The organism is Vibrio sp. UCD-FRSSP16_30 (assembly GCF_001676025.1).
GTDB lineage: Bacteria > Pseudomonadota > Gammaproteobacteria > Enterobacterales > Vibrionaceae > Vibrio.
The window spans coordinates 39740-51740 of sequence record NZ_LZFW01000011.1 but is presented as its reverse complement, the minus strand read 5'-3'; the positions used below and the strand labels follow the sequence as shown (position 1 = coordinate 51740).

Sequence of the window (12001 nt, the reverse complement as noted above, 5' to 3'; positions counted from 1 at the left end):
GAAAGTTTAATTACTGTGATTGGTATAATATCGTTATTACCACCAATAAGAAAAAATCCCAAAGTAATGCAATTACTTTGGGATTTTCTTATTTATAGTATCTGGATGAAGATTTAAATTCTAAAAATCAGAGCAGGTTATCGCTCACCAAATGCATGACTAACGTTGGTGTAAATCGGTTTCCATAGATACTGGAATACGGTTTTCTCACCGGTGGTAATATCGCCTTCACCCGTCATACCAGGAATGATATTAAATCGGCTTGGGTCATCACCAAAATAGCCTTTGTCGAGTTCGATGATCACATCATAATAAATTTCGCCACGTTGAGTTTGGCTGGTGGTCGGAGAAATTTCGGTGACTTTACCTTTTAGTGCGCCAAAGCGACTGTAATCAAAGGCATCAACCTTAACTCGCGCGGCTTGACCAATAGAGACAAAACCGACATCTCTTGGAGACAGTTTTGCTTTAAAAGATGAGGTGCCGTCGACAGGAACAATTTCCACAACGGTGCCGCCGGGTTTAATTACTCCACCATTACGAGTGGTCGGTAAGCTTTGGACTAGCCCTTTAACGGGAGAGGTGACCAATGTGTTAGAGAGTTTGGCTTTACCAGAACGAATACGGGCATTAAGTGCTGATAATTCAGAAACAGCTTTTGCTCTATCTTTACTGATCTCAAGCTTAGCCTCTGCAAGTAGCTGTTCAATTTTACTTTGATTTGATTCAGCTTGCTTCATCAGCACCGCTTTTTTAGATTTACCTTGCTCTAAATCGCTTTCAAGGGCTGCAATTTTTTGGCGCATTTCTAATACGCGAACTTTAGAAATGTTACCTGATTTTTCGCCTTTCACTAGAATGTTCAATTCTTTTTGTGTCGAGCTAAGTTGACGGTTTTCTGCTGGAATTTGACGGCTAATACCTTTCAATTCCTCATCAATGCGCTCACTTTCTTTTTCTAGTACCACGCGTTTTTTAAGGTATAAAGATTTAGTCGCAGCCAGTTGCGCTCTTTGTTCGGCAACAACATCAGGGTAGCGTTTTTCATACAAAGAAAAATCAGGTTTTCGCTCTTCAATTAAGGCGGTCATTCTTTCAATTCGAAGGCGTAATGTGGCTTCTTTAGAATCTAATTCTTCTAAGGCTGTGGTTTGGAATGTTGGATCAAATTCAACAATGGGATCGCCAACATTGACCAATTGGCCGCGTTTTACCATGATACGTTTGAGTTTGCCCCCAAGCTCACTTTGAATGATTTGACGCTCACCCTCTGGAATGACTGCCCCTTTGGCTTTGGCAATCTCATCCACTTTAGTCAATACAGTCCAGCCAATAAATAAGATGATACAGGCGCCAATAAGCAGGCTACTTGTCGTAAGTAGGCGGCGAGTGATGCCAGATTCAATCACTTCCACTGTAGATTTGTGCATGCTTATCCCTCGCTTGCTTCAATTGTTTGGACAGTTTGTGCTGGTTGTTCTGATGCATCCGGTATCGGGCCTGCATAACCAACATTACCGCTATCAAGAACGACAACCTGATCGGATAGTTTAATCAGTTCTGCATCGTGTGAGGTAAAGATAATAGTACTTTTACCTCGATTTGCTTCTAACCATTCAATAAACAGTTGTTTGCTTCGTTTACCGGTTACCGGAGTATCGAGCAATATTAATGGATAGTGATTACACAAAAGCTTAGCTTGAGTTAGCATTCTTGCTTCGTAGTTGGAAAACGGATGGGTCAACGACTCCATTTGATTTAAATGCGTTTGTAATCCGTCAGGTAAGCTATTAATCCAGTTTAATGCGCCAAGCTCTTCTAATATGCTTTCCATCTCTTCAATAGCAACATCGTGACCATCTGCAATAAACTCTTCAATCGTCATCGGCACCATTTCAGGTTGATCAGAATAGTAACCAAACCATTGGCGAAGCAGTTGAGGATCGTATTGAGATAGATTAATGCCATTAAGCTTAATCACGCCATTTTGCGCAGGAAGTAGGCCAGAAATCACCTCTAAAAGTGTGGTTTTTCCGGATGCCATCGGCCCTGTAATTGCGATGACTTGACCAGATTCAGCTTTAAAACTGACACCAGATAGCGCCGGTTTAAGTTGGTTGGCAAAGCGTAAAGTTACAAGTTCTAGCTCTAGGCTTGGAGCAGTTTCATCTAGGTGATGGTGTTGATAAGAGAAGTCACCTTCAGCTTTATAAGTAATCGATTGATTGATCTGCTGCTTAGCTTGTCTGACTTGTTGCAGGCGTGAATAACTATTAGCCAGCATTTGCGCCGGGCTTGTGACGCGAGAAATCAACATCATAGTGGCGATTAGGCCACCAGCGGTAAGAACTTGCGTGAAAATCAGTCCAATGCCAAGCCCAATAACGGCAAGGGTAGAGAGCAAGCTAATAGCATAATAAATCGATGTATATTTCGCCTGATGATTCAGATACGAAAAACTATTTTTTGATGCTAAGACATTGGTTTTTTCAAAACGAGACATCCAATGCGGCAAAATATGACTTGAACGAAGATAGTTTAATTTACTGTTAAGTTCATACAGTAATGAAAATCGTGATGTACCAGAAACAGTCAGTTGATTGCTCATTAGTCGTTGCTGTCTTAGGCTTCGTTGAGCTAATACCCAATAAAGCACTAACGCTAAAATAGGCACGATAACTAGCCAGCCACCTAAAACGCCAATGGCAACAATAAAGATGATGACAAAAGGTAAGTCGAATAAAGCGCCACCTAGAGGGCCTTGAACCACACTTTTAAGGCTTTCTGCGGTGATAATTCGATTCATCAACGTAGAAGCGCCAGCCATTCTAGTGACGCCCAGTTGACCAAGCAGTATCTTGCGCATTACCGCTTCTGATACTTCTCGGCTAATGCGATTTGAGATAGTGGTCAGCAATTGGCTTCGCACGACTTTTAATAGCAACATCATACTAAACAGTAAGATAGCGCCAACTGCGATACCGACAACCTCGTGTCCTGCATCACCACCAATGACATGGTCATACACTGCCATGGTGATAAATGGGATTGATAAGGCAAATAGGTTGGCAATAAAACTGACTAAAAGTAGCTTAGGAATTAATGGTTTAAAATCACTTAACTTATTGGCTAACCAGTCTGTTTCCGGTCTTTCTTGTGGATGACCTTGAATTAAGATCACCACATCGTCTAATGCATACGGATTGCTTGCAGCGACAAATTCACCATCTTGAAATTCGGTATAACCTTTTAAGCCATAGTGACAAGTAGTGCATGAGTTAGGCTTAACACGTATAGCCACAAAATGGTCGATGGATTTTAGTTTTTTGTTAGCAGGATGAACGCTGTACGGGATCATTAAGCGGTCGAGTAGATTAAAAATATCCCCAGCATCTTGGATTGGGTTACTTTTCATCCACTCATTCGCAAAGTTTTGCACACCGGATTCAACATTTATGGTGGAGAGCACAGTTAACACTGAATCTGAATAGCTTTGACTCATAGTGTGTCTCCTGTCGGTAATTTTTGAACATCTTGAATTTGAATCTGCTGCGATGTCAGCTCAAGTAAAATGTCACTTTCCGTATTAATAATAAAAGTACGTCCTAGTGACTGATAGTACTTAATTACTTGACTGAGTCTTTTTAAAGAATCGATATCTAAGTCACTTTCTGGCTCATCAAGCACCACAATCGGTGTATCACGAGATAACTGTGCGACAAGAGACACTAATTTAGTGCCTCCACGACTGAGCTTAGTACCAATATTAAAGCCGACTTTTGTTTCTAAACCATCGGATAGATCGGAGATAACGCGATTGAGTCCTAGAGCATTAACCAATAAGTTCGCTTCATCTAATCGCTCGCCATCAAATCCACAAATATTATCCAGTAGCGAACCTGACACAATGTGAGGATGAATAGGCACAAAGCTCACTTTATGTCGCCATGAAAACTGGTCATTGAAGAAATGAGTGCCGTTCCAAGTTAAGTCGCCACAATCGACAGATTCCAATCCGGCAAAAACAGCAGCGGCAGTACTGCTTACATCGTTATCATCGTGACATAGAGCAATCGCTTGCCCTTTTTGCAATGACAACGAATAACTGAACTGCATATCAAAACGGGTAAACGTGACATTTTCAAAATTAAGGGTCTCTAGTTCATCAAAGTCTAATGGCCCTTGTTCTGGATGGTCGAGTTGTTGCAGAAGATCAGTAACAGATTCATTCGCAACTAAAAAAGAGCTGTAACGTAAACGAAGCCCCATTAGAGCACTCAGTGGGGCAACGGCTCTTCCTGATAGAATAGAACAAGCGGCTAGGCCACCACTGGTTAGGTCGCCTGCCAATACGCTCAGGCTACCAATAAGCACCACGGCAACGGATGTGCCCATTGCCGCTATTTGAATAAGTTCTTGAGCAATCGCGACTTTACGTTCAGATTCCGCAATAGAGAGGTATCTCTTTTCATTTAATTGGCGAAAGTAACGAAAGGTTTTTGATTCCAGAGCATGAGTTTTAACTCCATCGAAGAAAGCAAAAATAAGAATCAGGAAGTTCATTCTGCTTTGTTCAGAATAAGAGGCCACTTTTGAGTGAATGCTGGATTTTTGGGTAAATAGCCAAACAAAGGCAAAGGTAATCGCCCAAACAACAATCGGAATAAAAACCAGATCGCCGCCGACGTAGTAAATTAAACCTAAGAAAATGACGGCAAATGGAACATCAATAAGACCACTGATGAAGCCACCAGAGTAGAAATCTTTAATGAGCCCGATGCCTTTTAGGCTTTCCTGAAGAGTACCGGGTTTAAGACGCTTAATTTGCGCCGTACTGGCTATATTAAGCTGTTTGACGATCATTCTATAGGTAGAGTGCTCAGTATTGACGGCTGCCGCTCCAAGCATCCAGCTTCGAACGTATCGAAGAAAAGCATCTAAACAAATCGCAATTGCCGAACCGCCTAAAAGTAGGAATGCAGTACCATAACTTTGGTTGGGTAAAATACGGTCATAGATCTGAAGTATCACCAAGGGGATGACCAGTGATAAAAGATTTATTAGTAATGAAGACGGAAGAACGCGCAGTATCGTGGTCCGTTTGGTGACCTGACTGTTTAATACACTATTCATTGCGAATTTTTGTCCTATTTAGGCAATATTCTGGAGGCCTATATGAATTACATTTAGTAAATGTAATAGGTGATCTTATAATTTTCCATAAGCAATTGTTTTTGTGGTCATTTAGTTTGCAAATATAGCGCTTAATATGCCGTTCCTATTTAGCGCAGATTATAGCCCTATGGTATTCTTTTATGTTATGCCAAGGATGATTTAAAACGATGATGACAGCTCATGGTTTGTCCTTGAACCATTAACTTATTTTATTATTGGAAACCTCAGTGACTGCACACAAAGAATTTTTTTCAGCGTTTACTCTACTTACCCCTGAATTGTGGAATCATTTATACAAAGATATTACAGAATTTCGTCAGTTATTTAACCTGCCGATTAATTCGGGTATCAGCAGTGACAAAGAGTGTCATTTACATTCTAACTTGATGATTGAAGAGTTGACCGAACTGGCTCGTGCCACCAACAAAGAAGATCAAGCCGATGCCATTACTGATACGGTTTATGTTGCGGTGGGTCGTGCAGTACAGGTTGGTCATGTCGATCTTCAAGATACGACGATAGCCCGTCAAGTTGATGTACTGTTGAATATCGCCAAAACATTGGATATTCCTTTTGAACAATGTTGGGATGCGGTTCATGCAAGCAACATGAGTAAAGCGGCTTTAAATGAGCAGCAAGCGATAGAAACCGTTGCCGTTTATGCAGATAAAGGCGTCAGTGCTGACTATGTTTTGAAAAACGATAAATACATCGTATTTTGCAACAAAGATTCGGTGGCAAATGACGGTGTGACGATTAAAGAAGGTAAAATTCTTAAAAACAAATATTACCAAGCGGTTGATTTGAGCTTTGTCGGACAGTAAGTGATAGAGAGAAGATTCAACCCCATAGATTGGGGTTGAATTAATATTCAGGTAAGTAGCTGACTATTTTCTTAAATCGTTCAGCTTAGTGTTTAGATCCACTTCCAATTCATCCAACCATGCATAGCGCTTAGTATAAAGGCGACGCTTGGTCTTCTTCAGCGCGGACGGATCTTTACGCTCAGGGTTTGTTGGAATAGCATAACGATACTTACCCAGTGGTTTTGCACCGTATTCTTGCCACAATTCGTTGTAATCAAAAGTAATCGATTTACTTTTTGAACCCTTGTAACGCAATGCCTGATAGATATGACCTTTATTGGAAACACCAACAAAGTGAGTCACGCCAAGAGATTTACCAAACATCAGCGCCAATTCAACCATCAATGCTTTTGGTCGTAGGCCATGAAATGATCGTGTGAGTGTTTTAATCACTTGATTACGATCTTCTATCTGTTCACTTGGACCTTTCAAAGCCCCAACGTGCATAGTTGGTTCTGGAGTGGTAGATAGGTTAAAGGTGATCGAATAAATCGTTTGGTTTAAGTCATTAACCAATCGAAGACCAAGAGAGCCTTCTCGCATTTCTCCATCAAATAAAATCAACGAGAACTGATTGCCTTTAGAGTCTGGCATATCCAGTAATGGTAGTGCACCCGGACCAAAAACTTGGTTGATATCAGAGCTAAACGTATCGTTGAGCAAATTAAAATGTTGCTCGATAAGTTCCATTCGTTTTGCTACAGGAAGATCGACAAATAAATAAGGTTTTAAGGCTTTTTCTAACAAACGAGGCTTTTGTTCAACAGCACTATGAAAAACATGGTTGTTGGTAAGGGATTCTATGCGCGCAAAAGTAGAACTATATACTTTGCTTAGAACATAAAATCGAGCCATTAGCCATTTACTTTTCAAGGTTTTATCTGATGAATACTGCAACGATGCTAACTCCAATTAATAATGATGCATTCAAGCTCTTTTGCGCTAACTAAAATGAAGTCAGCTTAAAAAGAAGTGCCATTGTTTAACTGAAACTAAGCTACGAGCGTAAACGTAGTTGATTAGATAAAGAAGTTAATGGTGCTTGAGGTGCAATTAGTGGCAGTAAATGTAACAACCTAGTTGTATGATTTACAGGGGAGTTGATGAGAAGTAATGATCCGTTTTTGAATAACTGATTCGCCCAATAGCTGATTATATTGGGCGTAATATTGGCTTATTCAGCCGCAAATTGACTTTGCATGGCGTCAATAAATACTGAAATTTGTTGCTGTGGCAATGCGTTAATACCGGCGGCTGCCTTTCTACCACCTCCAGATGGAAACTGACTGCAGACTTCATCTGCGCCTTCGCGTCGGTTAAGTGGGCTGCGTACACTCACAGTGTAAGTATCTGCATTTGGATTTGATGTGATAACCGCTACCGCTTTATCAGGAGTCTGGTTTGCCAACCAATTGCCAAAGGTGCCGCTAATGCGTCTTGCCCAAGCGTGATCGGGCAGTTGATAGACTTCAACTCGAGCGCTGTTGTGAAAAGGCTTTATCTTTTTAACTTGCTGCCAGTCCTGATCAAAGCCATTTTTAAGCTGATAGAAAACACTGTCTTTATCATCTCTTAGATCAAAGGGGGATTGAGACAACATCAGGGTTTGAAACAGCGCTTTAGGATGAATATGTAAATCATCAATAGCGCTACCGTAACCGTTATAATTAATCAGCGTGCCGAGCTCAATCAGAAAGTCGATATCGACCTGCTTTAAGTCATATTTTTTCGCAAGAGCTGTACCTTGCACAATCAGGTTGTCACCAAAAGCACCGGTACATGCCCATAGATACTGAGCCTCACCAATGTAGTTGTTGATCAGTAGGCTAGTGCAAATCTCAGGTGAGGTGTCTAGACAAGTCGTGAGCTTTTCAGATTCAGGCACTGTTCCTGTTCGATGATGGTCGCAATAAAACGTGCTGATATTACGTTGTAAAAGCGTAGTGAGTGCCTGTTGGTTTTTTTCCATTGAGATATCTAATGCACAAACAGAGGCGACGTTTTCTTTGTCACACACTTGTTTTAGCAATTGAATATCACGCTTCACACCGGTAATTAACGTACTGTCTAAAGGAGTGTTTTTGCGCAACTGAATAAGCGCGCAAATGCCATCAGCGTCCCCATTAAATACATCAAAATGGATAGCAGCGTTATTAGACATAACCATTATCTCTTAAATATTGCACAACCTGTTCTGCACTTTGCTCAATGGAATATTGAGCGGTTTTTAGGTGTATTTCAGCGGCAATTGGCGCTTCATAGTCTGAGGTGATGCCTGTAAATTCTTTGATCTCCCCACTTCGGGCTTTTTTGTATAAACCCTTAGGGTCGCGTGATTCACACACTTCAATTGGCGTATCCACAAACACTTCGATGAAGTCGGCTGCTGGTAACAAAGCACGTACTTGCTCACGGTCTTGTATAAATGGAGAGATGAAGGCGGTCAGTACCAGTGTGCCTGAATCGACAAACAGTTTTGCCACTTCACCGATACGTCTAATATTTTCGATGCGGTCGTTATCAGAAAAGCCAAGATCGCGGTTTAATCCGTGACGAACATTATCACCATCAAGCAGATAACTATGAATGGCCAATTGATTGAGCTTTACTTCCACCGCATTGGCGATGGTTGATTTACCTGAGCCACTTAAACCTGTAAACCACAGTACGGCAGGTTTATGATTTTTAAGCTGTTGTCTTTGGCTGGTGGTCACAGAGGCTTGATGCCAAACAATATTTTCCGTAGTCATGGTGCGACGTTAATCCTTGTCTATTGAGATGAGAAAGTAAGCGTTAAAGGCCAAAAAAGTGTTCGATGGCTAAAATAGCGGTAAAACTATAAATAATGCTAATGGGTGCGCCAATTTTTATGAAGTCCGTTAATTTATATTGCCCAGCATTAAATACCATCAGATTGGTTTGGTATCCATAAGGGCTAATAAAGCTGGCACTTGCGCCAAACGCGACCGCCATTACAAAGGCTATTGGGTTAGCATCTAAACTGAGTGCAAGTGAATAAGCAATAGGGAAGGTCACGGCCGCAGCGGCATTATTGGTGACCAACTCTGTCAATAATAAGGTTGAGACAAACACAATCACCAGCGCCAAATGAGGGCTGAGCGTGAGATCATTCTGGTTTAATAAAACGTCTAAATATTGAAATAAGCCACTGTTTTGTATTGCAAAAGACATCACGATGGCTGAGGTGATAATAAGCCAAATATGATACGGAAAACGTTGCGTCACATCATTTAATGTCAGAACGCCAAAGCACAACAGTGCGCCAAACAGCAATAGCATGGCTTTGAAAAGAGAGACGATACCGATTGATGCACAAAGTAGGGCAATAACAAAACTACACAAGGTGGCTTTTTCACCAATGCCTTGCAGCTTATTATCGACTTCAATATCACTGAGCAAAATAAAGTGTTTTTCAAAGCTAGGCGCAAGGGCAGGTGGTTTACCCGCAGTAAGAACCAAAAAGTCCCCAGCTTTAAGTTTAACTTCACCGAGCTTTCCTGAAAGGCGCACGCCATTACGCTTGATTGCGACAACACCTGCGTTAAATTGTTGGCGAAAATTGCACTCTTTTAAAGAGCGATTCACTAGGTTGCTTTGCGGTAATAATATCGCTTCTACAAAGCTTTTGGATGCTAAGCCTTCTTTTTCTGCAAAGATCTCAAGACCATTATAATGGGTTAATTGTGAGACTTTAGATACGTCCCCATTAAAAAACAGTCTATCGTTCGCTTCTAGTACTTGCGTGGGACAAACAGGACTAATAATTTGTCCGTTTCTTTCCATTTCAATAAGAAATAGAGACTCCATATGGCGCAGGCCATTATGATTTATATCTTTGCCGATGAGAGTGGAACCTGCTGAGACACTTGCTTCAATAAAGTAGCTATCCTCAACGGCGGTATTGGTTTCGTTAGAAGGCAGAAAACGAACCAGTAATGTTAATACTAAACCGCACGCGACGACGACACACAAGCCCACCGCAGTAAAGTCAAAAAAGGATAATGGTGGCAGGTCGGTATCAAGTAATAAACTGTTGACGATTAAGTTGGTCGATGTGCCAATTAAGGTCAGAGTACCACCTAATATTGCCGCGTAGGATAGCGGTAATAGCAGTTTGGTTGCGCTGTGATGAGGGTTATTGCGTATTGGCGATAATAGGCTTGATACCACTGCGGTATTGTTCAAAAAAGCAGAAAATACCACAGTGAAGCCAAACAGACGCGCGAATGTTTCCCCATAACTTGGGCGAATAACAAACTGCGCCATAATTCGTAGAACGCGAGTTTTTTCAAGAGCGATAGAGCATAGCATCAACAAAATAAGAGTCAGTAACCCTTGATTGGAGCCAGCATTAATGACCTGTTCGTTAGAGACAAGATTTAACGAAAATAGAGTCAGTAACGCCAGCCCAAACACCCTTGCTGGGTGCTTCTGAAAGCGGATTAAAGCGACGATAGTGGTGACAAATACCAATAAAACTACGCCACTTTGTATGCTCTCGCTCATGGTTTAACCCTTGCTCAGTAGATCTTTAGCATCCCAATGTGGGAAATGCTTACGAACTAGCTGATTAAGCTCAACTTCAAACTCAGAGTAAGAGTGTTCAAGCTGCTGATTTTCTAATGCGCCTTGAATCATTCCCGCGCCTACTGTGGCATTAGTCAATCTATCAATGATGATAAATGCGCCGGTAACACGGTTGTCTTCATAAGAGTCAAATATGACTTTTTCATTTAAGGTTAGATGACACTGACCAATCTCATTTAAGTGCAGTTGGCTCGCATCCAGCTTTTGCATGGTGTTCACATCAACTCGGTGAGCAATTTTCGACACTTGCCCTGTCACTGTCTTAGTACCAACTTTAATTAGGTACTCACGATTTATTTGTAATGAATCTTCATTCATCCACACAATGTTAGCGTCTAATGAGTTGCTATGATGAGGCTGCTGATCAGGACGTACTAATACATCGCCACGGCTAATATCGACTTCATCTTCTAAAGTCAGAGTCACCGCTTGGCCTGCATAAGAGGATGTGAGGTCGCCATCAAAAGTGACAATTGATTTCACTTTACTTTCTTTACCAGAAGGCAATACCTGAATACGGTCGCCTACACGGATTTCGCCCGAGACTACCGTGCCACAAAAACCGCGAAAATCTAGGTTTGGACGGTTAACGTATTGTACTGGGAAGCGAAACTCTGCATCTGTTTTGCTTTTTTGTGTTTGCGCTGAGTTAAGCAAACGCATTAGCGTTGAACCTGGGTACCAAGTCATGTTCTTGCTTGGGTAAACTACGTTATCGCCGTGTAGCGCGGAAACTGGAACAAACTGAATGCTGTCAAAATTAAGATCGCTGGCAAACTCACGATACTCTTTTTTGATGTCTTGATAGCGCTGTTGACTGTAGTCCACAGTATCCATCTTATTGACGGCAATGATGGCGTGCTTAATGCCAAGTAAAGAACAGATAAAAGAGTGACGTCGAGTTTGCGTTTGTACGCCATGACGCGCATCAATCAAGATAATCGCCAGATCGGACGTTGAAGCGCCAGTTGCCATGTTACGCGTGTATTGCTCATGCCCCGGAGTATCAGCAATAATGAATTTACGTTGGTCTGTGGTGAAGTAGCGGTACGCCACATCAATGGTAATGCCTTGCTCACGCTCCGATTGCAAACCATCAACTAATAGCGCCAAATCAAATTCTTGATCGGTGGTGTTGTACTTTTTAGAGTCTTTTTGAATGGCTGATAGCTGGTCTTCAAAGATCAGTTGATTATCATAAAGTAAACGACCAATTAAAGTTGATTTACCATCATCCACACTGCCACAGGTAATGAAGCGCAACAGATCTTTATTTTCATGTTGTTTTAGATACGCTTCCACATCATATGAAAGTAGGTCAGAAATAGTGTTCATTGGTGATCCTTGTTAAT

At 41.5% G+C, this 12001-nt stretch carries 9 protein-coding genes; 1 reads left to right on the top strand and 8 read right to left on the bottom strand.

From position 1 onward, the window contains the following. Window positions 1-137: 137 nt before the first annotated feature. From A9260_RS06895 to A9260_RS06885, 3 genes are read right to left on the bottom strand one after another with little or no spacing between them, the layout of a single operon-like run. A complete protein-coding gene (locus A9260_RS06895) occupies window positions 138-1430 on the bottom strand; it encodes an HlyD family type I secretion periplasmic adaptor subunit (protein WP_068697477.1) in 1293 nt (430 codons plus the stop codon). A 2-nt stretch (window positions 1431-1432) separates the two neighbouring features. Further along, window positions 1433-3502, bottom strand: coding sequence for an ATP-binding cassette domain-containing protein (locus A9260_RS06890; RefSeq protein WP_068697475.1), 2070 nt, complete (start codon window positions 3500-3502; stop codon window positions 1433-1435). Then, entirely contained in the window at window positions 3499-5133 is a 1635-nt protein-coding gene (locus tag A9260_RS06885; RefSeq protein ID WP_068697473.1) for an ABC transporter transmembrane domain-containing protein, read from the bottom strand. The genes A9260_RS06890 and A9260_RS06885 overlap by 4 nt, the downstream gene beginning before the upstream one ends. A 269-nt stretch (window positions 5134-5402) precedes the next feature. On the opposite strand from A9260_RS06885, the gene A9260_RS06880 reads away from it, so the two are divergent. Then, window positions 5403-5999, top strand: a complete 597-nt coding sequence (locus A9260_RS06880; protein WP_068697471.1) for a nucleoside triphosphate pyrophosphohydrolase family protein — start codon at window positions 5403-5405, stop codon at window positions 5997-5999. A 63-nt stretch (window positions 6000-6062) separates the two neighbouring features. On the opposite strand, the gene A9260_RS06875 is transcribed toward A9260_RS06880, so the two are convergent. From A9260_RS06875 to cysN, 5 genes are all read right to left on the bottom strand, one after another. Continuing rightward, window positions 6063-6938 (bottom strand): VirK/YbjX family protein, encoded by an 876-nt coding sequence (locus A9260_RS06875; RefSeq protein WP_231892577.1) that lies wholly within the window; start codon window positions 6936-6938, stop codon window positions 6063-6065. Window positions 6939-7215: 277 nt separating this feature from the next. Further along, window positions 7216-8184 (bottom strand): DHH family phosphoesterase, encoded by a 969-nt coding sequence (locus tag A9260_RS06870; RefSeq protein ID WP_197485261.1) that lies wholly within the window; start codon window positions 8182-8184, stop codon window positions 7216-7218. 10 nt (window positions 8185-8194) lie between these two features. Next, on the bottom strand, window positions 8195-8791 hold the full coding sequence (cysC, locus tag A9260_RS06865) for an adenylyl-sulfate kinase (RefSeq protein ID WP_068697465.1): 597 nt from the start codon (window positions 8789-8791) through the stop codon (window positions 8195-8197). Window positions 8792-8834: 43 nt separating this feature from the next. Then, window positions 8835-10568 carry an SLC13 family permease gene (locus A9260_RS06860; RefSeq protein WP_068697463.1) on the bottom strand — a complete coding sequence of 578 codons (1734 nt, stop codon included), beginning with the start codon at window positions 10566-10568 and terminating at the stop codon, window positions 8835-8837. 3 nt (window positions 10569-10571) lie between these two features. Next, window positions 10572-11984 (bottom strand): sulfate adenylyltransferase subunit CysN, encoded by a 1413-nt coding sequence (cysN, locus tag A9260_RS06855; protein WP_068697461.1) that lies wholly within the window; start codon window positions 11982-11984, stop codon window positions 10572-10574. Window positions 11985-12001: the final 17 nt, after the last annotated feature.

Bases quoted from the DNA above. Each gene is read 5' to 3' on its own strand.
- cysN (WP_068697461.1), bottom strand. From the start codon at position 11,984: ATGAACACTATTTCTGACCTACTTTCATATGATGTGGAAGCGTATCTA.
- A9260_RS06890 (WP_068697475.1), bottom strand. From the start codon at position 3,502: ATGAGTCAAAGCTATTCAGATTCAGTGTTAACTGTGCTCTCCACCATA.
- A9260_RS06895 (WP_068697477.1), bottom strand. From the start codon at position 1,430: ATGCACAAATCTACAGTGGAAGTGATTGAATCTGGCATCACTCGCCGC.
- cysC (WP_068697465.1), bottom strand. From the start codon at position 8,791: ATGACTACGGAAAATATTGTTTGGCATCAAGCCTCTGTGACCACCAGC.
- A9260_RS06885 (WP_068697473.1), bottom strand. From the start codon at position 5,133: ATGAATAGTGTATTAAACAGTCAGGTCACCAAACGGACCACGATACTG.
- A9260_RS06860 (WP_068697463.1), bottom strand. From the start codon at position 10,568: ATGAGCGAGAGCATACAAAGTGGCGTAGTTTTATTGGTATTTGTCACC.